Source organism: Collimonas pratensis (assembly GCF_001584185.1).
Classification (GTDB): domain Bacteria; phylum Pseudomonadota; class Gammaproteobacteria; order Burkholderiales; family Burkholderiaceae_D; genus Collimonas; species Collimonas pratensis.
In genome coordinates this window covers 3,066,358-3,093,240 of sequence record NZ_CP013234.1, presented here as the reverse complement: position 1 = coordinate 3,093,240, position 26,883 = coordinate 3,066,358, and the positions used below count along the sequence as shown (strand labels likewise).

At 53.0% G+C, this 26,883-nt stretch carries 21 protein-coding genes and 3 pseudogenes; 14 read left to right on the top strand and 10 right to left on the bottom strand.

What is annotated here, in order from left to right; all coding sequences use genetic code 11:
* Positions 1-294: 294 nt before the first annotated feature.
* Positions 295-8,640, top strand: coding sequence for a pre-peptidase C-terminal domain-containing protein (locus tag CPter91_RS13870; RefSeq protein WP_061941261.1), 8,346 nt, complete (start codon positions 295-297; stop codon positions 8,638-8,640).
* Between the two features lie 736 nt (positions 8,641-9,376).
* On the opposite strand, the gene CPter91_RS13860 is transcribed toward CPter91_RS13870, so the two are convergent.
* Positions 9,377-9,823 (bottom strand): tyrosine-type recombinase/integrase, encoded by a 447-nt coding sequence (locus CPter91_RS13860; protein ID WP_099047201.1) that lies wholly within the window; start codon positions 9,821-9,823, stop codon positions 9,377-9,379.
* A gap of 111 nt (positions 9,824-9,934) precedes the next feature.
* Positions 9,935-10,303 (bottom strand): annotated as a pseudogene (locus tag CPter91_RS25750) (helix-turn-helix domain-containing protein); the annotation flags it as partial.
* A gap of 44 nt (positions 10,304-10,347) precedes the next feature.
* On the opposite strand from CPter91_RS25750, the gene CPter91_RS13855 reads away from it, so the two are divergent.
* Together CPter91_RS13855 and CPter91_RS13850 are read left to right on the top strand one after the other, a co-directional pair.
* Positions 10,348-10,986: a hypothetical protein gene (locus CPter91_RS13855; protein WP_167595170.1), complete on the top strand. Its 639-nt coding sequence runs from the start codon at positions 10,348-10,350 to the stop codon at positions 10,984-10,986.
* Positions 10,968-11,954: a T6SS immunity protein Tli4 family protein gene (locus CPter91_RS13850; protein ID WP_236905817.1), complete on the top strand. Its 987-nt coding sequence runs from the start codon at positions 10,968-10,970 to the stop codon at positions 11,952-11,954. The genes CPter91_RS13855 and CPter91_RS13850 overlap by 19 nt, the downstream gene beginning before the upstream one ends.
* A 394-nt stretch (positions 11,955-12,348) precedes the next feature.
* Here the strand turns inward: CPter91_RS13850 and CPter91_RS13845 are convergent, their stop codons facing one another.
* Positions 12,349-12,555 carry a helix-turn-helix domain-containing protein gene (locus CPter91_RS13845; RefSeq protein ID WP_061946224.1) on the bottom strand — a complete coding sequence of 69 codons (207 nt, stop codon included), beginning with the start codon at positions 12,553-12,555 and terminating at the stop codon, positions 12,349-12,351.
* 9 nt (positions 12,556-12,564) lie between these two features.
* The gene (locus CPter91_RS13840) at positions 12,565-13,143 is read right to left on the bottom strand and encodes a hypothetical protein (RefSeq protein WP_061941253.1); all 579 of its coding nucleotides are present in this window, start codon (positions 13,141-13,143) and stop codon (positions 12,565-12,567) included.
* A 264-nt stretch (positions 13,144-13,407) separates the two neighbouring features.
* On the opposite strand from CPter91_RS13840, the pseudogene CPter91_RS13835 reads away from it, so the two are divergent.
* Positions 13,408-13,668: pseudogene (locus CPter91_RS13835) on the top strand (GTP cyclohydrolase I); the annotation flags it as partial.
* Positions 13,669-13,724: 56 nt separating this feature from the next.
* Here CPter91_RS13835 and CPter91_RS13830 read toward each other — a convergent pair.
* The 5 genes and pseudogenes from CPter91_RS13830 to CPter91_RS25740 form a co-directional block, all read right to left on the bottom strand.
* On the bottom strand, positions 13,725-14,969 hold the full coding sequence (locus CPter91_RS13830; protein ID WP_061941248.1) for an MFS transporter: 1,245 nt from the start codon (positions 14,967-14,969) through the stop codon (positions 13,725-13,727).
* Between the two features lie 185 nt (positions 14,970-15,154).
* A complete protein-coding gene (locus CPter91_RS27740) occupies positions 15,155-15,373 on the bottom strand; it encodes a transposase (RefSeq protein ID WP_082792837.1) in 219 nt (72 codons plus the stop codon).
* Entirely contained in the window at positions 15,348-15,581 is a 234-nt protein-coding gene (locus CPter91_RS26965) for a hypothetical protein (protein ID WP_167595119.1), read from the bottom strand. The genes CPter91_RS27740 and CPter91_RS26965 overlap by 26 nt, the downstream gene beginning before the upstream one ends.
* 104 nt (positions 15,582-15,685) lie before the next feature.
* A complete protein-coding gene (locus tag CPter91_RS13825; RefSeq protein WP_150119699.1) occupies positions 15,686-16,162 on the bottom strand; it encodes a hypothetical protein in 477 nt (158 codons plus the stop codon).
* A 202-nt stretch (positions 16,163-16,364) separates the two neighbouring features.
* Positions 16,365-16,478 (bottom strand): annotated as a pseudogene (locus CPter91_RS25740) (helix-turn-helix domain-containing protein); the annotation flags it as partial.
* A gap of 285 nt (positions 16,479-16,763) precedes the next feature.
* Between CPter91_RS25740 and CPter91_RS26535 the strand changes: the two are divergent.
* From CPter91_RS26535 to CPter91_RS13785, 10 genes are all read left to right on the top strand, one after another.
* The gene (locus CPter91_RS26535; protein WP_150119698.1) at positions 16,764-17,018 is read left to right on the top strand and encodes a hypothetical protein; all 255 of its coding nucleotides are present in this window, start codon (positions 16,764-16,766) and stop codon (positions 17,016-17,018) included.
* 45 nt (positions 17,019-17,063) lie between these two features.
* Positions 17,064-17,558, top strand: a complete 495-nt coding sequence (locus CPter91_RS26530; RefSeq protein ID WP_150119697.1) for a hypothetical protein — start codon at positions 17,064-17,066, stop codon at positions 17,556-17,558.
* Positions 17,559-17,575: 17 nt separating this feature from the next.
* A complete protein-coding gene (locus CPter91_RS13820) occupies positions 17,576-18,850 on the top strand; it encodes a thioredoxin family protein (protein WP_061941244.1) in 1,275 nt (424 codons plus the stop codon).
* A 166-nt stretch (positions 18,851-19,016) separates the two neighbouring features.
* Positions 19,017-22,082 (top strand): autotransporter domain-containing protein, encoded by a 3,066-nt coding sequence (locus CPter91_RS13815; RefSeq protein ID WP_061941243.1) that lies wholly within the window; start codon positions 19,017-19,019, stop codon positions 22,080-22,082.
* A 323-nt stretch (positions 22,083-22,405) separates the two neighbouring features.
* Entirely contained in the window at positions 22,406-22,693 is a 288-nt protein-coding gene (locus CPter91_RS13810) for a hypothetical protein (RefSeq protein ID WP_061941241.1), read from the top strand.
* A 1-nt stretch (position 22,694) separates the two neighbouring features.
* The gene (locus CPter91_RS27190; RefSeq protein ID WP_061941240.1) at positions 22,695-24,431 is read left to right on the top strand and encodes a baseplate J/gp47 family protein; all 1,737 of its coding nucleotides are present in this window, start codon (positions 22,695-22,697) and stop codon (positions 24,429-24,431) included.
* Between the two features lie 47 nt (positions 24,432-24,478).
* Positions 24,479-24,838 (top strand): hypothetical protein, encoded by a 360-nt coding sequence (locus tag CPter91_RS13800; protein WP_061941238.1) that lies wholly within the window; start codon positions 24,479-24,481, stop codon positions 24,836-24,838.
* Positions 24,822-25,088, top strand: a complete 267-nt coding sequence (locus CPter91_RS13795) for a hypothetical protein (protein ID WP_150119696.1) — start codon at positions 24,822-24,824, stop codon at positions 25,086-25,088. Before CPter91_RS13800 ends, CPter91_RS13795 begins: the two co-directional genes overlap by 17 nt.
* Positions 25,064-25,741: a glycoside hydrolase family 19 protein gene (locus CPter91_RS13790; protein ID WP_236905816.1), complete on the top strand. Its 678-nt coding sequence runs from the start codon at positions 25,064-25,066 to the stop codon at positions 25,739-25,741. The genes CPter91_RS13795 and CPter91_RS13790 overlap by 25 nt, the downstream gene beginning before the upstream one ends.
* Positions 25,738-26,256 (top strand): hypothetical protein, encoded by a 519-nt coding sequence (locus CPter91_RS13785; RefSeq protein ID WP_061941233.1) that lies wholly within the window; start codon positions 25,738-25,740, stop codon positions 26,254-26,256. Before CPter91_RS13790 ends, CPter91_RS13785 begins: the two co-directional genes overlap by 4 nt.
* A 233-nt stretch (positions 26,257-26,489) precedes the next feature.
* Here CPter91_RS13785 and CPter91_RS26525 read toward each other — a convergent pair whose 3' ends face one another.
* Positions 26,490-26,849, bottom strand: coding sequence for a hypothetical protein (locus tag CPter91_RS26525; RefSeq protein WP_150119695.1), 360 nt, complete (start codon positions 26,847-26,849; stop codon positions 26,490-26,492).
* Positions 26,850-26,883 lie beyond the last annotated feature (34 nt).

Sequence of the window (26,883 nt, the reverse complement as noted above, 5' to 3'; positions counted from 1 at the left end):
TATTCTATTTTTACTTAAATCAGAAAATAGAGGTAATTCTCACTCCTAGTGAGTGACGCTAGGTTTCGGTAACGTGTAGACAATTTTTATTGTTAGCCGTTCAGTTGATTTCAGTCAACATTGCTTACAAAAAATCTTTCCAGGTTGCAAAATTTCAACAATGAAGTTTTTTTTATATAGACCATTTGATAGCAATTGTTAATCAATCATAATGTTGGCGTAGAGATATATTTCAGAGCGTAACTAAGTGTAGCTTCATCATTTGCCATTTGCTTCACTACTGAAATAGCTTGAGTGAAAGAACTCGTCAACGTTATTTCTTTGTTGGCAAAAATAAAACTGGGTCAGGGAGCAGGGCAGATGGCGAATTCGAACCGCGCGGCGACACGTCGCGTGCAGCATGTTGCGCAGATGGCATTTTCAGCATTTTCATTGATGTTGCAGCACGTATTACGATTCCATGTCATTGCCGTTCTGGCTTCTGTTTTTATGTGTGCCGGTATTGCCCATGCTGCTGGCGCGAATTATGTCTACGATGAGCTTGGCCGATTAGTCCAGGTGATCGCCGGCGATGGCAGTAGCACCCAATACGCCTATGATGCTGCCGGCAATATCACTGCCGTCAAGGCTGACACCGTCAATACCCTGGCCATTAGTAGTTTTACCCCCACGTCCGGCGGTGCCGGCACCAACATCACCATCTTCGGAAGTGGCTTTAGTACAATTGCCGCCTCCAACACAGTCACTATCAACAACGTCGCTGCGACGGTCACGTCGGCAAGCGCATCACAGCTTAAGCTGACGGTGCCGGCATCGGCGACAACTGGCTTGATCACGGTCAGTAATGCGAATGGCAGTGTAACGTCGACACAACCCTTTACGGTCGGCTCGACCTTGTCGGCGCCGACCATTACCAGCTTTACGCCAACGATAGGCGCAGCCGGTACGGCGGTGACCATTAACGGGACGAATTTCCAGGCAGGGATAAGCAATAACAAGGCATTCTTTGGTGGTGTAGGTGGAGTTGTCACGTCGCTGACCGCACCGGGCCAGGCGATAGCAACAGTGCCGAGTTCTGCCCAGAGCGGCAAGATCTCCTTGCAAACTGCTACCGGCACCGGCACGAGCAGTGCGGATTTCTTTGTGGTGCCTTCAGGAATCGCGGTGGCCGATGTCGTGACCACAGGCCGCATTGTCGCAGACGGTGTTGCGGCGACGCCGACCATTAATACCGCCGGTAAATACGCCATGCTGCTGTTTGATGGTACGGCGGGTCAGCAACTCAGTCTCGGGATGTCGTCGTTCGCACCTGTGCCAAGTGGTTCGGGGACAGTATCAATCCGACTTTATGGTCCCACCGGAAATGTGGTGAACTCTTGTTCGCTCTCTGGGGTGGATAAATGCCAGTTTGCAGCGCTGCCGCAAACCGCTACATACAGGATTCTGCTCGGAATCGACGGCAGTCATACGGCAAGCATGAGCTTGCTATTGTCGAGTGCGGCCAGCGGTACCCTTGTACCGAATGCCGCAGCGACGATATTTGCGACGACGCGGATAGGCCAAACCGCCAGTTACACATTTAAAGCGACGGCCGGCGATAATTACAGTCTGGCGTGGACAGGGGCGACCTTCAACGGCTATTGGTCTTACCTGTATGTCTATGCGCCAGACGGCTCGCAAATAGCAGCCCCGAATTTTTCTGCGGTCAGCAGTGCCACAGGGGAAATGCAACTCACTAATCTGCAGCAGACTGGCGTCTACACTGTATCTGTAGTGCCTTATAGTGGTGGAACAGGACAGGTGGGGTTGCAACTATTGTCGCCGGCGCAAGGGACGCTCACGGTGGATGGGGCAGCGCTGACCATGAATCAGGTCGCCGGGGCGACAGGTCGTTATACATTTAACGGCACAGTTGGTCAGCGCCTTGGATTGGGCGGTTCCGGTGTTACATTTACGCCAGCCGGAGACTCGGCAAATTGGTCGGTGATTGCACCCAACGGGACGACATTGGTTAACTGCGGCGGCTTCAGCGCTAGCAATGGTTGCGTATTGCCGCAATTGACTGCCGCCGGCGTCTATACAGTGGTGGTCGTGCCAACTACTGGAACTTCTGCGATACAAGGCACGTTAACGTTGTCCAGTGAAGTGAGTGGAACGCTGACGGCGAATGCTGCCGCGACGATTTTTACAACGGCGCGCGCCGGGCAAAATGCTCGTTATACATTCAACGCGACGGCTGGCGATAATTACACTCTGGCCTGGACCGGTTCTACCTTTAGCGGCAATTGGTCTACGCTGATCGTTGCCGCGCCAGACGGTTCGCAAGTTTCTTCGCAGTATTTCGGTGCCAATTACATGCCGACAGGAGAAGTACAACTCAATAACCTATCGCAAACGGGCTCCTATACAGTATTTATGGCCCCCTCTGCCGGCGCCGTCGGACAGATGGCGATTCAGTTGCTGTCGCCGGCAACAGGAGCGTTGACGATCGACGGTGCACCACTTGTGATCAATCAGGCCGCCGGTGCAACTGGCCGTTACACATTCAATGGCACAGCCGGTCAGCATTTGGGACTAGGCATGACGTCGGTTACCGTCACGCCGGCAGGTGGCTATTATGCCTGGTCGGTGACAACGCCAACCGGTGCGACATTGGCGACATGTACAGGTTTTAGTGCCGACAGCGGTTGCGCATTGCCGGCACTTCCTGCGACCGGCGTGTACACGGTATTGCTGGCACCGTCCAGCGCAAACAGCGCGGTGCAAGGCAACATGACGTTGTTGAGCGAGGTAAGTGGCACGTTGACGGCGAACGCTGCGCCAACGTTATTTACAGCGCGGGTTGGTCAAAATGGACGCTACACTTTTAATGCTGCAGCCGGCGACAACTATACACTGGCATGGACCGGGGCGACCTTTGGAACCTATTACAATACCCTGTCAGTCTATGCGCCAGATGGCTCGCAAGTTACTTACAATTTCTTTAGTGGCTATAGTCCAACAGGCATACTGCCTCTGAATAATCTTGCTCAGACAGGAACCTATACTGTCATAGTGGCGCCCGATACCGGACGAGCCGGGCAAGTCGCGCTTCAACTTTTATCGCCAGAATCAGGGAGTCTGATCATCGATGGTGTGCCATTGGCAATCAATCAGACCGCCGGCATGAGTGGTCGTTACACGTTTAACGGCACTGTTGGGCAGCGACTTGGCTTGGGCGTTTCGGGGACTTCCTTCACGCCAAGCGGCGGCTATACAAGTTGGCTAGTAATTTCGCCCAACGGGACCACATTAAAGGATTGCGGTAATTTCAGCACGGATAGCGCTTGTGTGTTGCCGGCGTTGCCGACAGCAGGCAGGTACACAGTATTGGTGCAGACTAATGCGACGACTGCGGTGCAGGGTTCGTTGCTGTTGTCCAGCGAAGTTGCCGGACTCCTGACGGCGAACGCCGCAGCCACCACATTTACAGCCGCACGCCCAGGGCAAAATGCGCGGTACACATTTAATGCGACTTCGGGCGACAACTATACGTTGGCCTGGACCGGCAACACGTTAGGTGGAACTTCTTCAAATCTGTCTGTCTATGCGCCAAACGGAGCGCAGATAGCATCCACTTATTATTTCGGCGCAGCATCCGGCGCGTCGGGTGAACTGCAGCTCGCCAATTTAGCGGAAACCGGAACATATGCGGTGACGATCACTCCTTACGGTGGCGTCACCGGGCAAGTTGCCGTTCAATTGCTGTCGCCAGCGGCCGGTGTGCTAAACGCGGATGGTGCTGCACTGACTATCAATCAAGTGGCGGGATCGATTGGCAAATATACCTTTGGCGGTAGTATCGGTCAGCGGCTTGGTTTGGGCATCTCTAACGCCACGCTGACGCCTGCGGGCGGCTACATCAGTTGGTCGATTGTCGGCCCGAGCGGCGCAACGCTGAAAGACTGTGGCACTTTTACCACCGACAGTAGCTGCGTATTGCCACAGTTGAATGTCACCGGCGTATATACCGTAGTGATGACGGCATCCAATGCCACAATTGCGCTGCAAGGTAATTTGACGCTGTCGAATGAATTGGGAGGAACGTTGACTGCGAATACCGCTGCCAGCACCTTCACGACAGCGCGACCTGGCCAGAATGCCCGTTACACGTTTAGCGCCACCTCAGGAGATAACTATAGTCTGGTCTGGACGGGGTCAACATTCGCTGGATCGGCGAATATCCTATATGTCTATGCCCCGGACGGTTCGCAAATTGCGGCCCCCAATTTTGGTGCCGCGAATGGTCCGGCAGGAGAAATTCAGCTTACCAATTTATCGCAGACCGGTGTCTATTCGGTATTCATCGTACCTAACGGCGGAGTTACGGGCCAGATGACGATTCAGTTGCTGGCGCCAGCGACGGGTGAAATCACGATTGATAGTACTGCGTTGGCGATCAATCAGGTAGCTGGTGGTACCGGACGATATACGTTCGCTGGAACAACTGGGCAACACTTAGGCTTGGGTATCAGTGGCGTAGTATTTACGCCCACCGCGGGCGCGTCGCTGACGATCGCGCTGCTCGACCCGGAAAATAGAGCTATTTTCACTTGCGGTGGATTCACTGCAAATGCCAGCTGCAACCTGCCGGCGTTGCCAGCGGACGGGACTTATACGATGGTGCTCACATCGGGGCCGACCACGGCTGTCAAAGCCAACCTTATCTTATCAACAGAGATCACGGGCACGCTTGTGGTAAGTGCGCCGGCAAAGTCATCTTTATTTACTCGGGTAGGTCAGAATGGACGTTATACCTTCGAAGCCACGGCAGGGCAGAATTTATCGGTCAACGTGTCTGGCTCAACATTTGCGACATCTGGCAATGTCGCCACTGTCTATGCGCCGGATGGGACCGCGATCGGCTCTGAGACATTTGGCAATACCGCAAATGGCGCGCTGACACTGACTAACCTGTCACAAACTGGTACTTACACCATTTTTGTCGATCCATATCAAGCCGATACGGGGCAGCTATCGGTAAGTGTGATACTGACAGGTACGACTCCAACTACGCCAGGGACATCGGATGGCGTATTAGTGGTTGATGGCGATCCACTGACGGTGACTTTGGCAGACAGTCAAGTCGGGGTGTATACATTCAGCGGTATCGTTGGTCAAAGCGTGGGATTTGGTTTCAGCGGCATCGCTTCGAACATTCAAAATTCCTATGAAGTTTATACGCCTGCTGGCAGCATACTGTTGAGCGATTACTGGCGGCAGGGTAATGGCGGAGACAGAATCCCTGTACTGCCTATGACTGGCACCTACAAAGTGGCGGTTAAGGCACATGGTGGCGCGCCGATCAACATCACGCTCACTTTATCGTCTGATGTCGTCGGAAACTTGGCGCAGAATGCTGCACCGGTCACGCTGACGACAACACGCAACGGTCAAAATGGTCGTTACACGTTTAGTGCCACGGCTGGCGCCAATTACGATCTGGTGTGGGCTAACGCTACGTACAAGGGATACTGGTCTACGTTCACGGTCTTTGCGCCAGACGGAACACAGATCGGGAGCGCTAATTTCAGCAGCGATAGCAATCAGACGGGAGATATTCTGCTGAATAATTTGACCCAGACCGGTACCTATACAGTCGCTGTGGTACCCAATGCAGGTAATGCTGGGAGTGTCGCATTGCAGCTGCTGTCGCCCGCCGCAGGAAGCTTGACGGCAGACGGGCCTCCGCTTGCCATCAGCCTAGCTGCAGGCGCAAGCGGACAATATACGTTTAGCGGTATCGTTGGTCAGCGGTTAGGATTGGCTCTCTCCGGACTGAGCACAACACCAGCTGGGGGATCGGTGACATGGTCGGTGATCGCTCCTAATGGCTCTACAATGGCCGCGTGTGGTTCCATCAGCACGGACAACGGTTGTGTGCTGCCAAAGCTGCCTGCCACCGGCACCTATACGATAGCGGTTTCGCCGAATGGCACACCGACAACAGTGCAGGCCGCGTTGACATTATCAAGTGAGGTGACTGGGGTACTCACGGCGAATGCGGCAGCTACGACAATGCAGACGACACGGGTCGGTCAGAATGGTCGTTATACATTTACGGCTAATGCCGGCGACAACTATAGTCTGGTCTGGACTGGAGCGACTTTTAACGGGAACTGGTCGACGTTTTATCTGTATGCCCCTGATGGCTCGCAAATGACGACGCAGTCTTTTAGCGCAAGCTATTCTGCTGGGGAAATACCGCTCAGCAATTTGTCGCAGACCGGTACCTATACCTTGTTTGCTGTTCCTTACGCCGGTGGAACTGGACAGGTGGCGTTGCAGTTGCTGGCGCCGGCGACCGGATCGCTGACTGTAGATGGCCCACCATTGACGATCAATCAGGCTGCCGGAGAAAATGGTCAATACACTTTCAACGGCACAATCGGTCAGCAGCTTGGTTTGGGTATTTCTGGCGTCTCTTTCCCTCCATCCGGAAGCTCTGCAAATTGGTCTGTTATTGGGCCAAACGGGGGGGTAGTGAGCACATGTGGGTATGGCTATTTCAGCAGCGATAGCAGTTGCGGGTTGCCGCAGCTATATGCAAACGGCATTTATACTGTGGTGATTACGCAAACCAATGCGACGGCTGCGACGAAGGCCACATTAACGTTGTCGAGCAATGTGAGCGACACGCTGACGGCGAATGCTGCTGCAACAACCTTTACCACAGCGCGCGTGGGTCAAAATGGCAAATACACCTTCAATGCGAATGCGGGTGACAATTACAGTCTGGCCTGGAGCGGCGCGACGTTCAACGGCTATTGGTCCAATATCTATGTCTATGCACCGGATGGTTCGCAAATTGCATCTTCCAATTTCAGTGCTTATAGCAATTCGTCTGGAGAAATACAACTCAATAGTTTGCCGCAGGCCGGTGCCTATACCGTGCTGATTGTTCCTGCTTCAGGTGGAACTGGTCAGGTAACGCTGCAGCTGCTGTCGCCAGCAAGCGGAGCATTGACGATTAATGGCACTCCACTGGCTATGAGTCAGGTAGCCGGTGCCACCGGGCGATACACATTCAACGGCATGGCGGGACAACAATTGGGTCTAGGTATCTCGGGTACTACCATCACCCCGGCCAGCAGTTCGTTGAACTGGTCGATTATTGCGCCGAATGGCACGACATTAATCACTTGCAGCGGCGGGTTAAGCGCCGACGGAGGTTGTGCATTGCCGCGACTACCTGTCACCGGAACATATACTGTGATGTTGATACCGAATACCGGGACGACTGCGATACAAGGGACATTGAGTTTGTCGAGCGAAGTCACCGGTACGCTAAGTGCGAATGCGGCTGCTAGCACAATTGTGACAGCGCGTTCCGGACAGAATGCCCGCTACACATTTAGTGCCGCCACTGGCGACAGCTACAGCCTGACCTGGACTGGCGAGACCTATAAAGGGGCCTGGACTTATCTCTACGTGTACGCGCCGGATGGATCGCAAATCGCCAGCACTTACACCAGCTCAGACTACAACCCGTCGGGAGGGATTCAGCTAAATAATTTACCGCAGGCCGGGACTTATACCGTGTTCGCTGTTCCCTACGCCGGTCAGATCGGACAGATCGCGCTGCAGCTGTTATCGCCTGTGACAGCGCCATTGACGGTCGATGGCACACCATTGGCAATCAATCAGATGCCTGGTGCAATTGGTAAATATACGTTCAACGGAACGATCGGTCAGCGCATTGGCCTGGGAATTTCCGGTGTCAAATTTACACCAGGAGGTGGTTACGTCAATTGGACAGTCATTGCGCCCAATGGGAGCTTGCTCAAGGACTGCAACAGCTTTAGCACGGATAGCGGATGCGTGCTTCCACAGTTGAATGCCACTGGCGTGTATACGGTGGTGTTAATTCCGAGTAATGTAACTACCGCGATACAAGGCACATTATCGTTGTCGACGGAGGTTGCAGGTACGTTGACAGCTAATGCTGCCGCGACAGCCTTTGCAACAGCGCGCGCGGGGCAAAATGGTCGTTATACGTTTACTGCGAATGCTGGTGACAACTACAATCTGACATGGGCAGGCTCCACTTTCCATGGAACTTGGTCGTACCTGTATGTATACGCGCCAGACGGTTCGCAAGTTGCGGGGCCTTATTTCGACGATGTAAATCAACCTTCAGGAATCGTAGCACTGCACAATTTGTCGCAGACTGGCACCTATACTGTGTTCATAGTTCCGTATGCTGGTGGAGTTGGTCAGGTAGCGCTGCAGTTGCTGTCGCCGGCTACGGGAGCGCTGACGGTCGATGGGACGCCATTGACAATCAATCTGGTAGCAGGGCAAAGCGGATCGTATTCTTTCAGCGGTACGGTGGGGCAGTACTTGAAGGTGGCGCTGTCCGGAATCACAGTGACGCCGGTAAATGCATCCGTCACCGTCTCGGTCATTGGGCCTAACGGGGTTGCGGTCGGTAGCCCAGTGGGAGCTGCAGGAGCAGTCAACTGGAATGTGCCGGAGGTGTCTTCAGGCAGTACTGGCTTACCCTCGACCGGCAACTATACCGTGATCATCAATCCAAATAGCGCCGGCACCGCTTTCAGTGGTGCGCTTTCGATTAAACAATTCGGGTTGACGCCATGATATGGGATATTTTTCATCGCAGACATCTCACTATTCGCTCAAATAGATGTTCACAGCCATAGTGGATGTATTGTATTTGCGATAAAAAAGTGTGTAATGATGCGTGTTAAAAGTGCGTCATTTTGCGTAACGCGTTGCAGCCCATTTCCCGTGAGCCTCGTGTAGCGCGATGATTTCGGTTTTTTACGAACTGCGTTAAAGCCGGTATGTGCCAAAATCCGGAATCCGGTTTCTGTTTTGTCGCCAGGCTGGAAATCGCCCGGTCCCTGTCAGGGATCGTAGGAACGGGTTGCCGCTTTGCGCGACAGTGGCGAATGAATCAGTTGCATGCGGGCAATTCTGCAAGCAAAGGGACTCCATATACTCAACTCTCCAAAAAGCGGCAGTAATAACACCATAAAATTGGGGAGCGGATAGGTAAATTCTGGAGACTTAGTATCAGTAGCTGATGGCTTTTGATGGTGATTTACGATTTTTGGCTTGAATGCAAAAACGCCGCAGAACCTTTTATTTACTTGGTTTGCGGCGTTTTATGCTGTTTTGCAACAATGTGTCTTGGTGCCCGAGGCCGGACTTGAACCGGCACACCCTTACGAGCGAGAGATTTTAAGTCTGCCGATTATTCCATTGTAATCAAATACTTATGCTTAAAAATTTTCCGCAAACGAGTAAACACGAAAGGCTCGAAAGCCGCATCCACATTGGGCCAAAATATTTTTGCGGAAAAAAATTTGACCTATTTTGTGGGCTTCACCAGCTTGCCTAAGCGATGCCGAACATAGTGCGCGGTCATTGTTGGCGTGGTATGCCCCAGCTGCGCCTGTGCCTCTGACATGCCACCAGTTTCCTCTTTGTCGGTACCAGCTTTTGCACGTAAGTCGCGAAATTGGAATGACTTGATTTCTTTTGTTCGATCCGGATTGGCCAATATTGCAGCAGTCCTTGCTCGGTCAAAAGCGCCCCGCATCATGGGGTAAGTCATTGGCTCGCCGGCCTCATTGGTGATTAGCGTCAAGCCCATCACTTTGCGGTTACTGATTCGGTTGATAATGACACCAAGGTCGCCCTCTAGGGTAATACGCAGCTTGGTGTCCCCTTTATTCTGCTTCACATGCAAGGCGCCATCTTTAATGTCCGCTCTCGACAACTTACGGACGTCCGCCGGGCGTTGTCCCTGTTGAATTGCATTGAATACTGACCCGTATTTTGTATCGAATACTGACCCATTCTTAATTACGATTTTTGGGTTACATAGAGACTAAATGGGTCTTCCCCTCCCTTTCTGTTGTTTGTGTGTCCCTTTGCTTGCAGAATTGACCCTATCCAACTGATCCACTCGCCACTGTCGCGCAAAGGCGGCAACCCGGTCGTAGGATCCTTCAAAGCCTAGCTCACATAAATCAGCATGGATCTGTTTTAAGCTGCGCCGCTGTTTTCGAGACTTTGTCGCTTCGGTTTTAAGCCAGGATGAAAGTTTGAAGGCGTACTGATCAAGAGCACTGGGAGTGCGTCGATCCCGATAAGCCGGCTCTACGATTTCTGAGCGTAGATAGCGTCTGACGGTGTTTCTGGAGATCCCCAAGCGCCTGGCGATCTCCCTCAAGGAGACCTGGTCACGAAGGTGCCAGCGTCGAATAATGCCTAATAATGCCACGTCGATCACTCCAATCTCCCACTCACTATATTGAGTAGGATTGTGGTCTATACGTGGGTCAATTTTCGATGCAAATTATCCAGCTAAGTGGGTCAGTTTTCGGCGCAAATCAACAGCAAGCACAACCTCAGTGGTGGCGGCTGATCAATCCAGAATGGATTGATCCAGCGGGATTGGGTAAGATGCCCCCAGAAAATGGCGGCAAGAAGGAAGACAAAATTGGCCCAGAAGCCACGATGATACGTATCGACAATGCCATGAAGTTTTCCCATGCTATCAAAGATACTTTTCACGAGGAGACTTATGCACATTTCGGTGCAGATCCTGAACAAAGGGCGTGGAACGATATTGCCTGGAGAGTCACTGAGGGTAATGCTCAAGCTGCCGGTGATCCGATGGCTTGGACCTTGCTGGAAGGCGAACACGGCGACAATGGAAAAGGCACAATCCGCGTATTGGGAGCCAACGCGACGACTTTAACTCTGGAACTTCAAGCTGCGGCAGCGCCTGGCGACGGAACGGTACCAATGATACGTAGCGCTGACAGGGTGCAGGCCAAATACAAATTTACTCAAACCGGTTACGATCATCAAGGAAGCTATGGTAATCCGGCTGCGCAAGCTGCCACGCTGTACGGCGTGGTCAAGATTGCCTATGCCTACAATGCGGCGTGGTGGGAAAAGAAGAACTGATCAAGGAATCGATGATGAATCAACGAATCGAAAAACTGTTTTCCAAATCTAAACTATTGTGTTTTGGGCGATATGTATTGTCGGCACCGCAAGACGCCAAGCTGATATTCGGGTCGGATTTTCCGACGCTGCCGAATAAAGCTAACGATATCAAGCAGATTATGGAATCCAGGCGAGCAGAGATATTGGCGAAGGACAAGACCGCAAAAATTAACTACATCGGTCCAGGTCCAGCACCTAACGTGATGTGGATTCGGTATTACGCGGACGAGTTTTCTCCAAAATATGGTCTAGAAAGTTTTGATACCTACTATATAGTTGGCCCTCATATCTTTGTGGGCGGTGGTGCCACTTCTAAGAGCCAGAATACAACAGCTGAGACTATCACTGCGAGAACCATTGAGGTTGCTCAAAACCTTCGCCCTCGTGCCCCCGATGAAGTTCCCGCGGAACCTGGCTTGTGTCACGAATTCGGCTTCACTCGCCTAGCGAGTGACAAGGGCCAAGTACTATCTCAAGTTGGGCTCTATCTTCCCGAATTACCCGACATTACCTTCAGTGTTGAGAGCAACCAAAATGCCAGCACTCAAGGCAGCAATGGCCACAGCCTGCTCAAACAAATCAATGATAAACGTACGGAATTGGGCGCAAACTATCCTAAGTTCACCACCTTGCGCGAAGGAAAGCGCACCGTGCATGGTTGGGCTGGAGAGGAGTCGCTGGTGCGTCGTGCCGATGGCACCCATGACTTTGAATGGAAGTTTATTGGCGAAACAGGCAATGTGGCCAAGCCAGCCGTGCTGGATGTAACTATGTACAGCAAGGTCAAGGCCAACCGCATTGGTGCTGCATCTGTCGCTTCCGTCGACGACGAAGAAGCATTAGCCCTGTGGGACAAGCTGCTGGAAGGTTTGAAGTTTCGAGTCGCAGTGCCTGGCGCACCTAGCGATGCAGTGGCGCTTCCATGAATGCGGTGACGATGATGGTACCGATGTCCCGTCGCCGTGCCCTTGGCATTCTGGCTGCCGCATTAGCAGTGCCCTTGGCGCCCGCTATGGCCTGGGAGTCAACTGACCCGATCAATAATCGATTGTGGAAGCCCATTGATCCATTAAGAACATCTGGTTATACAAAAATCTGAGATAGCTGGCCGCTCCCAGAATCCTATTGCGCGCTTGGGTGATGAGGTTAATTGCCCATAGTATTACCCGGATGACCGGCCGCATGGCATCAATAAAATCGTTACCGCCCACCAATTGTGCTTGGATGCGGCACGGCTTGCTGCGGAGGACACTTTTTCCGGCATCAAGAGTGTCTCTCCGCGGCCTCGCTTTAGTTGTCCGCTAGGCTCGACAGGTACATTCAATCTGCAATGAACTCAAATAGATCTCCGGGTTGACAATCCAATGCGCGACAAATTTTGTCAAGAGTTTCAAATCGTATCCCTTTGATTTTTCCCGTTTTTAGCACAGAGAAATTTTGTTCGGAAATACCAATTATTTCAGCTAACTCTTTGGAGCGCATTTTCTTTCTCGCAAGCAGGACATCTATTCTCGTTACTATGCTCATGAAATACATTCAAATATAGTGTTTCTGGTCATCACTGATCAACTTTGCTTCACGCATAATAAAGCCAAATGCAATAAGAAAAACGCCAGTTGCAATTTTGTAGAACGCTGTATTACTAACGCCAAAACCGATGCTAAATACCTTCTCGCCGGTGGGGACGTCAATCGAAAATATTAGAAGCTGCAAACAATCATATATCTGCGGAAGTAACGCTTCCGCGATATACAAAGAGCCTAAGATATAGATGCATCGAATATTGCGATCTGACCAAATTTCTCGCTTAGACAACCGTATAAAAAACATTCCTGCTAATGCCAATCCTGTGACAGATATCAAAGGGTATATCGCGTCTAGAGCGATTGTCAGCCCAACGCTCAAGGAAGACATTTGAAATTCTGGCGCAACCAGCCTAGGGATCATGTAGCTGTAGCCACTCTGCATGGCCTCTAACATTGTTTTTTTATGTAGGCCCCATTGCACTACAAAAAAGCCCACTTCAGTGATTAAGGCAATCCAAGCGAATGCTGCAGTGAGACATCCAACCCAACGTAACTTGTGATTCGACATAGTTGCAAAGACTTGATTCATAGAAATACCCTCCATCCGTTAAGTATGTAATTAACAATTTTTTTATCGTTAAACGATAAGTTTTGGTTATTTTAAATGAATAAATATGAAATTGGAATAATCCATTATTCACCGATGGCACATCAAAGATGAGCGGCGATCAATGCACTGGCGCGGTATCGGAGGTTTAAAAGCTCGCTTTAGCGGCCTTTGTTGTTTCTGGCATACTGACTCAATATAAGCAGGGACGGCGATCTGGACCGCGAAGGCTTGCTGGACACACCGGCGCGCCTGGTGGATATTTGTGCGAAAAGCCTGCAGATCCAGGAAAAAATGACGGTGCAGATCGCCGATACCCTGCAACAGGTCTTGCTGCCGAAGGGTGTGGCGGTAGTGATCGAAGCATCGCACGGCTGCATGACCACGCGCGGCATCCACAAGCCGGGCACCAGCCTGGTGACTAGCCGCATGCTGGGCGCGTTCCGCGACGATCCATCGACGCGGCGCGAGTTCATGAGCATCATCAGCCAGAAGCGCAACGAGTAAAGCCATCTCTGTACAATGACGCCGGAAGCGCAGCTGCTTCCGGCAATCTTTTCACATCAAATCAGCGGTCCCGCTTCCTTCTCTTCATGGCCGGTCACCCGCGCCTGCATGGCGCGCGCCACCACGCTGCGCGACAGGTACCAGTACAGGCCGATGACGGCGGTCGAGAACAGCGCAAAACCCATCATCCCCGCATACAGATAAAACACCTTGTACAGCTCGATGCCGACGCCGTACAGGGTCATGTTGATCATGCCCATGGTGGCGGCCACGGTGGCTTTCGAGACCGGGCTTTCGGTCAGGGTGAAACGGATCATCACCGCCGCCGACAAGCCTTCGCCGAAGGCGATCACACTGATCGCCGCCACCAGGAAGTAGGGTTTGTCGAGGAAAGCCGCGCCGAGCAGCATGATCAGGATGCCGAGCGCGATCGGATACAGCGCGATCTTGATCGAGCTGCCCAGGCGCCAGCGGTCGACCTGGCGCGCCAGCACCAGGTTGCCGGCGATCAGGCAGGCAAACACTGGAATCTGCCAGTAACCGTATTCGATCACGCTCAGATGGCCGTCAGCCACCAGGATTTCCGGCGACATCGCGATCCAGCCGATCAGCGGGATCGCCAGCAAAGGCATACACATCGCTGCCTTGACGAAATGGCGGTTGCCGACCACTTCACGGTAGTCGTGCCAGATCTGCATCAGCGGCAGTTTTTCCTTGCGCGGCTTGACGGTCTCGGGCATGTGCCGGGCCAGACCGATCAAGGCGATGGTGGCAATCGCGGCGATGAACACGAACACCATGCGCCACGGCAGAACCTCGATCATGAAGGCGCCTGCAACCGGGCCGATCAGCGGCGCAATCAGCGCCACATTCGCCATCAGGGCAGTGACACGGATCGCTGCCTTTTCCTCGAACGCCTCCTGCACCACGGCATAGCCGACCGAAGAAATAAAGCACAAGCCCATGCCTTGCAGCACACGCAAGGCGATGAAGCTTTCGATGCTGCGCGAGAACAGCGTCGCCAGGCATGCAACGATGAAAAACAGCGTGCCGCCCAACATGACCGGGCGGCGGCCGATGCGATCCGAGAGCGGTCCGAACAGCCATTGGAAGATCGCGCCGCCCACCAGGAAGGCGGTCATGGCGGACGCCATCCAGGCCGCGCTGGCGCCGAATTCGCGGGTCACCGTCAGCATGCCGGGCTGGATCATGTCGTTGGCGATGTACACCGAAAATTCGAACAGCACCAGGGCCAGCGGGAACATCAGGGTGTTGCGGGTCAGCGTAGAAATTTTTTGCATTGTTTGATTCGCTTGGTAAAGACGAGGTGAAGCTATGGAGCCAGAGATCGGGCATCGCGCCGGGCCGGCCGGCTTGCGATTCGGTACAGGGTGCTGATCCGGCGAGGGCGGCAAAGCCGCGCATGGCGTCAGCGGGTGAAGTTGTCTGGCGCATTCGCCTGAAGAAATTAGACGCTGTTACGAAATTAAATTAATGGTTTGAGGAAGTTCCAACAAATAAGCGAGCATGTCAAGGAAAGGAATGCATCATGCGGAACGGCGAGTTTTTCATAACGAATTTTGAGGCGGCGAAACGAATGCAACCAGAAAATTGAACGTTCAACTACCCAGCGCGTTTTCCCCAGACCGCTGCCGTGAGCTGTACGACGCTTGGCAAGTTCAGGAATAATGGCTCGTTGGTGCAAGGCTCAGCGCAAGGGTTCGGATTCGTAGCCACGATCGCCTGCAGCATTTTCGTTTTTTCAACGGCCGTCCACGTTTTCCGGCAATGGCCGGTATGGCTTCAATCAGTGGCAGCAACTTTATCACGCCGTGCGTATTGGGGCCAGTCAGGATGACGGCGAGCGAAATACCTTTTTGTTCGGTGATGAGGTGATGTTTGCTGCCGAGCATACGCCGGTCACCGGGGCTGGATTCATTTTTTTTCCGCGAACATAGCTCGCACTGAAGAACTGTCGACGATGGCGCGCGCCAGATCGAGTTGGATTTGAAGCCGCTTACCATTTGCAGCCCCCATCTTTTTTTGACTTGGTCGCTTCGGCAATCAGGAAGAGTGGCGCCAGCAGCCCCCTCGAGCTTTGACTGTACAGGCAATCGGGGCGTGCGCTGCGCCGCATATCGTGCGCCAGGCGGCTGTCAGGATTGTCTCCTTCCAGCGGGTGATATTTCAATTGCGCGACCGCTCTGTCGTCGCCTAGGCTGTTCGGATCTCTGGCGAGCTTCCCGGCCATCTTGACCGCAGCATCGAGATCCAGGCGCGGCCGTGTTGCAGCCGGTACCGCTGCTATTACTCCTTCAGCCTGAACTGTTTGGTTGGCGATCGGCGCCACTGGTGCTGCTATGCTTCTCTTGCTGCCTTCAGATGCTAACTGACGAATACCGCGCGGACTTCCCTGTGCTGCTGCCGATTCCAGGCGCTGCACTTGCACTGGAGGCAGGCGCGGCTGGGGCACCGGCAGCAGGAGCAGCGTCATACCTGCAGATGCAGCATCCATCTCCACCGGCGGCGCTGGAGTATGTCGCGCAAACAGCTGCAGCAGGGCCGCATGCAGCAGAAGGGACGCAACAAGGCCCCAATACATAGCGGGCGACGGTCGGCTGGAAGGCTAGGGGCTTAGGTTAGACATTCTCTCTATACTCAATGATTGAACCACGAAAAGCCCGCAGCCCGGATAATCATGTGCCGGCGCTGTCCACTGGTTCGTCGTCCGGCTCGTAACTCAGCAGGTCGCCCGGCTGGCAATCGAGATAGCGGCAGATCGCCTCCAGGGTTTCCAGTCTTACTCCCTTGATCCTACTTATCAGAATAAGTAGGAGTGCTAAATGCTAAGCGCTCTCGCGACAAGCGCGTTGCGATGCGATTTTTAGTCAGTCTTGGCCAATGCGAGGGCCTCGTAGTGCGACATTCAAATGCTCACCGAAATTCTTCAGAGCTAGACTTCTATCATATATAAATTTGATATTTATATATGCGATTTAATTTCACAGATATTCGCGAAATTAAATTACTTCACTTTGAAATTTTGGACTTCTAGAATTGACCCGCCAATTAATTTTTTAAAAAAACTAATAGTCATGGCGACTCATTCCGATCGCATCGTATTCGCGCGCTATCGCCAATTTCTGGCGACATTGAAAATGCAAGAGATGCTTGATCGCAGGAAAAAATTTAATGAGCGAGTGCATGGGGATATCTTAATTTTAGATAGTCATTGCATTGGTAAAAAAGAGAAGAAGCGGCGGAAATATAAAAACAAGAGGTATGCACTAAGCACCTTGCTGTGGCTTTTTTTGCCAACTCAAAATTTTTATAAACAAGGAAATTGCTGATGATTAAGAGTGAAAAAAAGCTAGCACATTTGATGCAAATTATATTTGTTGCTGGTGGAGCTTTTTCTGGCGCAGGGCTACCAGAATGAAAAGAACGGCGAGTTCGTCCACAATGCCGGCCGTTACGCCGATGCCAATCCTGTATTCCGCTGGCGCCATACCGCTGTCCAGTGGAATAACGGTTCCTGGTCTGCTTCATTGACACAATCCTATTTGTCGCACTATACCGAGCAGAATGCGGACATAAGCGGTGAGGATCGCAAGGTTTCGGCCTATACCTTGTACAACATGTCTGGCAGTTATTCCGGTTTCAAAAATTTAGTATTGACTGCTGTATCAAGAACATATTCGATAAGGCGCCGCCGTTCTCTAATCAGGCAACAAAGTTTCAGGTTGGCTACGATCCGCGCTACACCGATGCAATCGGGCGCGCGTTCTTTGCGCGTGCCAACTACCAGTTCATATGAGCACTGGAATCTGGAGGCGTCCTGTCTGTCCTGCGAAGGATTGGCAGGTGCCGCTTGCTGTAATTTCACTTGAACAGAAATGCATTGGCAATGACGACATTCATCTTAAATTCCAGCATAGCTGTATTTGAAGCAGAGGTATTGGGATCCGACAAGCTGGTGCTGGTTGAGCTGTTGCGATCGGGATGCCGGATAACGCCAAGCGGTGCACCGGCTGTGCAACGATTAGCAGTGGAATATGCCGGCAAGTTGAAAGTGGTCCAACTATGCTGCGACAAGAACGAGACCTTATTAGCCCACTATGAAATCAGAAATGCGGCGTCATTCCTCTTTGTCAGGAATGGCGAAATATTGGCGGTAAAAGATGCTACGACTGCAGCGCAGCTGCGATTGTTGGCTCAAAATTGGTTGGAGGAATCGTTCTTCCCAGTCATGCCCAAGTCTCAAGCCCTCATGCCGCGCACTATCAGTTTCATAGGAGAAGAGGAACAAAAAATACGCTGCCTAAACCGTCTAAGCGACGCAAAGCTTGGCTCGGACAATCAACCTTCAAGTTGCATCGAGGGCAGGAAAAATCTGCTCACTACGAAACTGGGTATGCCGGTCACGCTTTCCGCGGTGATAGACACGCTTTGCTGGCTACTTCAGGCTGAAGGGGAGGTTAGCGCAAGTGAGCAAGCTCATGCCTTGATCGATGCGATACCCGTTGGTGTGGATCTGGGCGCCGTGCCGTCGGCTTTTGCCCGATGGTTGTTGTATGACCGGAACTGGGGAATTGCCCGATATTATTCCGAACAATTGCAGCCACTGCTCGCAAAAATAAAAACACTGCATGACAGAAAGTCATCAGATTCCGCAGCGGATCAGAACGAATGGCGAGTGCTGTCTCAGCAAGTGCTCAACTTCAATGCCGGTAACGGACCTCATGAGGAAAATCAGAAAAATCTGGCAGATATTCTTCAAAAAATTACCATTCCGTTGGCTCAAATTGACAGCAACCTGATGGCAAGGCTGTGCGGCGGAGCTGCTTATCTTGCAGGTGAACTTGACAAGCAGACCTGGTGGACCGAAAGCGAACAAGGCGAGATGGATGGCTTGTACAAGGAACTTTACGAGACACGATATCAGAAGCTCGGAGATTCGCCCACTGAGAAGGATAAAGACCGCCTAGCCAATTGGGAAATAGAAGCACTGGACCTTGAAATTGCATGGGAACGTCAAAAGCGACAACTCCATGCCAGTTTATGGGAACGCTGGGACGCATGGGGTAAGCAGCAGGCCTTGCTATACGCCAGATTTAATCGCGCGGCGATCGAATATCTCTTGCGCCAGTTCAGCCGTGCGCCGCGATTGCATATTTCGTAGCCAGTCGTCTGCATCATTAAAAATGAACACTGGCCACATCGGCGGTGTGCGCTGCAGCTGATGAAGCATAACCGCTTTCTTATTAAACATATTAATCCTGAAATTTTAAGCATTTTTTCATGACTTGTGGGCTTGTTTGTTAGAACTTACATGAGAGGATAAAGTAATGGAATACAAGTATTTGAAGCTGGCGGTGCTTGGAACATTGAGCATGTGGGGAATCATATCGCAGTCATACGCGATGGATATGCATGTCCATGGAAATCAGGTATTTCTGTCCGGCGACGTCGTGTCTTCGGATGGTTACGTACTGGCGGACTATCTGGACCGTTTGCGGGCTCAGGGGAAAGTCATCGATACACTGGTGATGCGGAATTCTAATGGTGGTTCAACCGTTGGCGGCTACGATATCGGCGATCTGGCGCGGCGCGCGGGTCTCAAGACGGTCGCTTCCGGCTACTGCATTTCTGCCTGTTCGATGATGTTTGTCGGCGGCGTTCAGCGCGCTTTTGACGGCGGTCCGAACAAAGACATACTGGGTCAGCAAAATATCCAGATTCATGGAATGAGTAATGCAAAAGGTTACGTAAAATCGGATAAAACCACCGCGTTCTATCAGTATTTCATGAAAGCTATTGCTGACGGCCAGCTTGCCAATACTGATGCGGGGTTGCTGGACCAGGCATTCAGCAGCACAAAGCTTGCCTTTCTGTGGGACCCGGTCCACCAAAAAATACCGTCTGTTTATTGGGGAGAGAAAGGTTCCAAGGATTATCGGCCATATTTTCAGGACGACGTCTACAATACTGGATTCATCACCCAGCGTGCGCCTGAAATGACCACGGATGCGGTAACGCTGACCGGCCAGACGCTAACCGGTAATGTCAATCCGAACTATGCGAACAAGTATGACCCCGCAGCCAAAAAGATGGATACGACAATGGTCGACTGGCTGATGAGCTGGAATCTCCTGGGGGGCTATCTGCCGAAGGGATCCGCGCCGGTCCTGTCAAACGTGCCGTACCTGATTGACCTGGTTGATCAAGAACGGAGCGTATATAACGCAATGAGTCCCGCCGATCGGCTCAAGGCGCTCACGCAAGGCCTGAATGCCTACTATAATAGCCAGATTGATCCTGATAAAGCCAAGAGCCAGCGCGCCAATCCAAATTCCGACTTCAACAAGGCGATCCGCGCCTTCGTAAAATACAGCAACGTGCCGCTGATCAACACTTCCGGCATACCGACCGGCGACTCTTTCGGTATCATGACTTTGGTCAATTCCCAATGGACCCTGCCTGCGGGTGTGCATACCGGGATGGATGCGCTGATGATGCAGGACAGCAGCCTGCGCCTGCGCGGCGGCGTGATTGACATTCCCGTCAATATACTTGTCGGCCGCAGCATCGTCGAAGGAGAAGGCCAGCTTGGCGAGTCCCAGCTGTGGGCGAATATGAACTTCATGGACTCCGCGGTCTTGCATCCGACCGGGAAGGGGATCGACTGGACCGGAAATCCGCTCTTGAAAGACCAATCGACGCTGGCTTTCGATATAGTGCCGGGCCAGGCAGGACACCCTGCCTTCTTGCGATTCGGCTTGTACGATGGCGGCAGCTATACGTTTAACAGCGCATTGAGCATCAGTTCCAAAACCGCCCAGCTTGCCTTGCATGTCACGCCTGGCTTTTACCGTTCGGCCGAATCGTATGCATTGGTTGGATATTCTCCCGGCTTTTCCAACCAGCTGGCACAGGCGGAAAAGAACGGCCAGGCCCCCGACGATGTGAGCATCGTGATCAACCGCTTCGCCCACCTGGTCCGGGCTGACGCCCAGGGCCGGCCTGTCGCCGGCTACGATGTCGATCCGACCAAGGACGCCTTCCATCCTTTTGATGATTCGCTGGTCAGCTTTCGCGTATTGCAAAGGGATGACGGCATCTCACTAAGCGCCAACGATGCATTCCTCAATAATTCGGCATTCTGCAACCGCGCCGGCTGCGGCTTAGGTACGGTCCTCAGTAATGCTTCCCGGCAAAGCGAGTCCGCGCAGGCATTGTTGCTAGGCGCATTGCAGTTTTCCAGCAACGCCCAAGCAGCGCAAGCCAGGCAGCAGATCGAAGGCGCCGGTTATGCCGCCCAGCGAACCGCATCGCTGTACCTGATCAATGACTTCAGCACGGCGCTGACCCAGCACCTGCGTTCTACCGACCGCACCGCCGAGCGTCAAGGCACAGCTGCCATCGCCGCAGCGATGCCGCTCAATTCAGCCGGGCCCGGCCACACGGTCGACACCGCCGGCATGCTGAATTACCTAGTCGGCAGCGACGATTCCACGACGAAGCCGGAGCAGCCGGCGAGCGATTCGAATCTCTGGGGCCGCGTGTTCGGCCATTACGGCCACCTGAGCGGACAAGACCAGATCTCGGCCTGGCGCCAAGACAACGCCGGACTAGTCCTGGGCCTGGACCGGCGCGCCGGCGAGCAGCTGAGCTGGGGCGGTTCCGTCGGTTACGGCACGCTGTCGGTGAACGGCGTCGGCAATGGCTATCGCGGGCAAACCAACGCCATCGACGGCCGCCTTTACCTGCGCTACGCGACCGAGCGCCATTACCTAGATGCATTTGCCGGAGCGACGCACCTGACCAGCACCGCCACACGCTCGGTCGACCTTGGCATGTCGCAGCTGCCCTTTAGCGCGCAAGCGCAGGCACGTTATACCGGCAACGCGCTGTCGCTGCATGTGGAGCATGGCTGGACGTTGCAAGACCAGCGCGGATGGACATGGCAGCCGATCCTGCCGGCGGTCGACGTGGTGCGTTTGCCGAGCGTCGATTTCCTCGACCGGGCCAGCGATCCGGGCATCGCACTGTCGGCGCACGCCGACCAGGTGTTCGATACCCGTGTGGGTGCCGGACTGCAGGTAGCCAAGACTTTCACCCTGGCCTCGAAAGATTCCGCACAGCCCGTCAATTGGACGCCGCATGCACGGATCCTGGTGCAGCGCGCATTCGGCAACCGCGAGGGATATTTCACCAATCATTTCGCCAACGCCCCCCAGGCAGGGACGTTCAAGGTGGGTGGCCCGCAGGTCGGTCCCAACCACCTCCAGCTCAATGTGGGAGTGGTGGCGCACCAGGTCGGCGCCTGGGCTTTCCTGGCCGACTACACCGGCGACATTGCGGCGCACAGCCAGGACCATGGGCTGAGCGTGGGAGCGCGATACAGTTGGTAAAAAATGAACCAGGTAGCCAAATCGCCTCGGATTCGTCATCATCAAATCAATGATGACATTTTGATGTGAAATGGCTATTCGGAGCGGGAAGCAACGATAAAGAATTGTTTTCGATAAAATAATTCTGCGATGTAATCTGGTAGTTGTTATTTCAGTTTTGGAGTAAATAACTAGGAAATGTTCCGGATTTCTGCTACGTGTCAACGTAAAAAATCACAACTCTTTGCGGCACCATTTGTAGACCCTTGCTAGTTTTTCTTCGTACAGCAGTAATAGGAAAAATCTAGCATTTCCTCGCTGGCGGTGGCCCTATCATCATCGCCATGAAACCGACTATCACCGCCCAAGACATTCAAGCCATGGTCAGCCACTGGCTGAGTACGCCGCCTAACGGCTATCTTGGTTCCGACTATGGCGCTGATCCCCAGTCGCTGCTGCAAAATCCCATGGCCGCCGGCATCGGCGATGCGTTCATCGGCAAGATGCACGAGGACGTGCCGGCGCTGGAGGCGATGCCGGCTGGCGCCGTGAACGTGTTCTACGCTGATGCGTTACCGGATCGCCGTGAGCTGATTGTCGACGTCGCCGGCTGGCAGGAGCGCGTGAGCTGACATGGCCTATTCCAAAGAAGACTTTGATCGGGTGATCGTCAATTCTGTCTCGCAGTTCCCCGAACTGGCAGCGCTGTACCAGGTGGGCGATCCGCGGCTGCTGCAGGCGCAGTCCGCAATTGCCCAGATGATGGCGATGATGTCGCAGCAGATTGAGCTCGGCGCGATGGAGCCGTTTGACAAGGTGCGGGATTCGACGGTGCTGGCAGATGCGTCGCTGAAGGGCTTGATGCCGATGGCGACGCCGGCGCGCGTGAAGGTGAAAGTTGAGAATCCTACCAATACTGCGTTTGCCATTTGCGCCGGTCGTGGCCTGTTGGATTCGAGTGGACGCATGTACGTTGCTGATTCGCCGGTAATGGTGGCTGCTGGCGGCGTGGGGCATGCTGAGTTGGTGCAAAAGCAGGTTCGTGCCATTGAGCACACTGTGACCGTCTCGCAGCCGTTCTATAAGATTGAGGTGCCGCAGCCAGCTGACGGGCGCTTTATCAGCGGTATCTCAGTTGCCGATGCGGCCGGCACACCGTATACATATAGTGTGGAATTTACGAATGTTGCCAATGGCGACAAGGTATTCCATGTGGAATGCGACGAATACCGGCGCTTGTTCGTCGTGTTTGGCTATGCCGGCTATGTTGGTTATCAGCCGAATGTCGGCGAGGTGCTGACTCTGACCGTGTATGAGACCACAGGGGACGTGCGGCCGGACGCCGGCAGCCCCTTTGCCCTGGACTATGCGATAGCGCCGCAAGACGGCCTCATCAAGATCACGATGGACTCGCTATTGATTCCGGGCGCCGCACCTATCGATATCGCGACGCTGCGAGAGCTTTGCAAATACCCGTCAGCTTATGACCAGACAGCGGTGTACCTGGGCGAGTTTGATTTCCTGGTTCGCCGCAATATCGCCGGCCTGAAATTTCTCTCGATTTGGAATGAAACGATTGAAGAGTTGGTGCGCGGGCCGAGCCTGGACAATATCAACCGGTTGTTCGTCTCCTTTGTGCCGCCAGATGGCGCCACGCGCGAATCGATCGTACAAGAGATTGTGCGCGTCATCAAAGCCGCAGACGACTCCTATCGCATCGTGTTCATCACGCCGGCCATTCTTGCTATTGGCATGACAATCGTAGCCGAGGTGGCGCGTATTCACGACGCCGTTGCCGTCAAAAAACAGATTCTGGACGTGTTGCTGAAGGAATACGGCGAGAAAGCCGTGCCGATCCGTGCCGGTATGCTGGTGGTGAAATACAAGGCGATCTACGCACTGTTGAAGAACAATGTTCAGGCACTGCAGGATTCGGGGAGCGACTTTTCCGTGACGATCACGCCGATGCAGGGCAAGCAGCTCCCGGAACACTTCCGTTATATGACGCCGGATAGCGTGCATGTTTCCGTGACCTTGAGGGATTCGTGGCATTACCACATGAGGGATCGGAGGCAGAGTCGTTGCCTCCGGCCCGATTTCCAGTTTCAGCCTGCGTCAGTGAGTTCGCGAAGAGAGTTACTGGAAAACCTGCGCAATATGGCAGTTAGCTTGAGTTTATATTCAAGCACCTCGTACCCAGAAGCGATGCGCATGGGGATCTCGGATGCACGGGATTTCCTGGAATCTAAGGCGTTTGATACCTGGGTGAAGAATCGGGAGCTGGAGCAAAAGGTGCAGCTTGCTTTAGTAGGGCGCCTGGATGGGGTTATCAAGGCGATAGGGTCACTAGGTAAGGTAATTAGTCGATAGGGGCCATGCGAGGTTCCTGTCGGCGCAAATCATTGATGGGAAGAGGTATGGCAGAACCAACAAGCACCCTAGCGGCAGTATGGCTGGGGGTCACGAAATACCTGTTACCGCTATTGCCTGGTGCAGTCGGATCAGCGGTTGCCCTGAAGTTTCTGGGGGATGGTTTGAACTGGTGGCAGAAGTTGTCCAGTTTCGCCGCCGGCTTGGCGTGTGCCATCTACATTGCGCCGGTGTTGATTGACTGGCTCGCCATTACCGGCGCGCGGACACATTCCGGTATCGAGTTCCTGGTTGGTTTGTTTGCGCTGGCCACTGCGCGCGAAGTATTTAAGGAAATTAACGAAGCGGACATTATCGGCACGTTGAAGCGCCGTTATCTGGGAGCAAAAAATGATCCAACTAATTAATATGCTGGCTAACCTGGTGCTGTTAGCGTTTTGTTTGTGGGCGGTGCTGAACAAACATCTGGAAACGCAGGTGCTGGGGACTTCTGCATTGTCCCTGGTGGCACTCACGTCCTTTGTAAACATCATGCGGCCTGATGCCTTTGGTTTCTGGAGCGAGCAATCTGAGGTGGTGTCGAATGTGGCTGTAGCCATTCTGGCCATATGGTTCTGGCGCCGGTGGCATCAATGCAACTGCCTGTGGAAACGATGAATTTGTCCGCCTCCCAGCTCTCAACGGCTTTGCTGATTCCTACCGTGCGCGCAACGGACTGGGCGGCACCGATCAATGCAGCGATGGCCGAGTTCGGCATCGGCACACCGGCTAGGTGTGCGGCTTTCATTGCGCAGATCGGCCACGAAAGTGCCGGGATGTCTTGTTTGTCGGAGTCGTTTAATTATTCGGTGCAGGGGCTGATTGCCACATTCGGAAAGCGCATTACCGCACATGCTTCTGTTCTTGGTCGTCAGCCAGGAGAAAGGATAGTGCCGCTAGAACGCCAGATCCGAATTGCCAATATCGTTTACGCCAATCGCTACGGCAACGGTGACGTCGTCTCCGGCGATGGCTGGCGCTATCGCGGCGGTGGCCTGAAGCAAATCACGTTTCGCGATAACTACGCGGCGTGCTCGGCTGCACTGGGCATTGATTGCGTCGCCGCGCCGCAATTGCTTTCCACGGACAGGGCGCTGGCAACCCGCTCAGCGGGATGGTTCTGGCTGTCGATTGGCGGTAACGCCTATGCCGATAGAGGCGATTTTGATGGACTGTCGACGCGGATTAATGGTGCCGGCATCACTGTAGAGAGTTTGGCCGCGCGACGTGTGCGCTGGTTGGCGTGCAAAAGCGCTTTTGGGGTCATATGAGTCTTTTGAAAGAGGTGTTGCCTTGGTGGGCGCGCTGGCTGTTCTTCGCTTCGGCTGCTGCCGTGTTCGGCACGATCTGCTACTACAAAGGTAAACAGGACGAGGGTGAAAAGCACATTGCGTACGTCAATCAACAGGCCGAGCGCTCAACCAAAATTGCCAAGGCACAGCAGGCTGTCGTTACTCAGACGCAGATCAAGTATGTCGACCGTATAAAGACCATTTACGTCAAAGGAGAAACCATTGAAAAGCAGGTGCCGATCTATATCACACAAGCGGATAACGATCGCTTTGCTGTTAATGCTGGCTTTGTGCGCTTGTACGACGCCGCCTGGTCAGGTGAGGATCCCAGACCTGCCGCCGATTCTGACCGAGAACCCGCCAGCGTTTCGCTTGCTCAGGTCGTTGAAGCCGACGTTTTCAACGCAACGACCTGTCGAGCCTGGCGAGAAATCGCGTTAGGATTAAGAGAAAACCATGAGCTCCTAAAGAGAGTCACCAATCAGGTAAATTAAAAAAATACTCACAGTTTAGTTTTTTTAGGTTAAGGAAATTGAATTTAACATATGGCGTTTCACTAAAGTGCGACTCGTCGCACTGGAAGTATCCGTTATCAGCTCGAATTCAATCGGTGGTTGCAACACTGTTTTTAGCTAACGATGGTATTTCGGCAGGAGTTTTTCAGTTGAGGTTTTTGCGTGGCTGATTATTGAATTCATTTGCGGCGCGGCGACAGCATGGCACTGAACTATTCGAAAAAAGATTTTTTATCATATCCTTTGTGGTACATACAGTCCTCGACAAAAGCACTCCGTGTCCCACCCTGAGCATCGTATGAACTGTATTCCGACGGATGCCATACCCCTCCCTTCGTGGTGCATTTTTCTTTATCATCCTTATCGGTTTTGCAAGTAGTAACGATTGGTTCGTAGTAACTATCGCGCACTTTGTAAGTAATAATTTCAGAACGAAAACGGTCATAGCCGATAGCGGTACAGGAAGCGAGGTCGACATCTCGATCATAATCACTTACGCCTTGCTTTACCCATGTGGTGCAGCCTGCTATAAGTAATGAGATAAATATTATTTGGAAGGATGCTCGTTTCATATTAATTATGATAAGAATACAATTTGCGCAAAGC

Bases quoted from the DNA above. Each gene is read 5' to 3' on its own strand.
- CPter91_RS13840 (WP_061941253.1), bottom strand. From the start codon at position 13,143: ATGAATCAAGTCTTTGCAACTATGTCGAATCACAAGTTACGTTGGGTT.
- CPter91_RS13845 (WP_061946224.1), bottom strand. From the start codon at position 12,555: ATGAGCATAGTAACGAGAATAGATGTCCTGCTTGCGAGAAAGAAAATG.
- CPter91_RS13790 (WP_236905816.1), top strand. From the start codon at position 25,064: ATGCAACTGCCTGTGGAAACGATGAATTTGTCCGCCTCCCAGCTCTCA.
- CPter91_RS13820 (WP_061941244.1), top strand. From the start codon at position 17,576: ATGACGACATTCATCTTAAATTCCAGCATAGCTGTATTTGAAGCAGAG.
- CPter91_RS13795 (WP_150119696.1), top strand. From the start codon at position 24,822: ATGATCCAACTAATTAATATGCTGGCTAACCTGGTGCTGTTAGCGTTT.
- CPter91_RS13800 (WP_061941238.1), top strand. From the start codon at position 24,479: ATGGCAGAACCAACAAGCACCCTAGCGGCAGTATGGCTGGGGGTCACG.
- CPter91_RS13825 (WP_150119699.1), bottom strand. From the start codon at position 16,162: ATGACGCTGCTCCTGCTGCCGGTGCCCCAGCCGCGCCTGCCTCCAGTG.
- CPter91_RS13785 (WP_061941233.1), top strand. From the start codon at position 25,738: ATGAGTCTTTTGAAAGAGGTGTTGCCTTGGTGGGCGCGCTGGCTGTTC.
- CPter91_RS13830 (WP_061941248.1), bottom strand. From the start codon at position 14,969: ATGCAAAAAATTTCTACGCTGACCCGCAACACCCTGATGTTCCCGCTG.
- CPter91_RS26525 (WP_150119695.1), bottom strand. From the start codon at position 26,849: ATGAAACGAGCATCCTTCCAAATAATATTTATCTCATTACTTATAGCA.
- CPter91_RS27190 (WP_061941240.1), top strand. From the start codon at position 22,695: ATGGCCTATTCCAAAGAAGACTTTGATCGGGTGATCGTCAATTCTGTC.
- CPter91_RS26535 (WP_150119698.1), top strand. From the start codon at position 16,764: ATGGCGACTCATTCCGATCGCATCGTATTCGCGCGCTATCGCCAATTT.
- CPter91_RS13810 (WP_061941241.1), top strand. From the start codon at position 22,406: ATGAAACCGACTATCACCGCCCAAGACATTCAAGCCATGGTCAGCCAC.
- CPter91_RS13815 (WP_061941243.1), top strand. From the start codon at position 19,017: ATGGAATACAAGTATTTGAAGCTGGCGGTGCTTGGAACATTGAGCATG.
- CPter91_RS26965 (WP_167595119.1), bottom strand. From the start codon at position 15,581: ATGCTCGGCAGCAAACATCACCTCATCACCGAACAAAAAGGTATTTCG.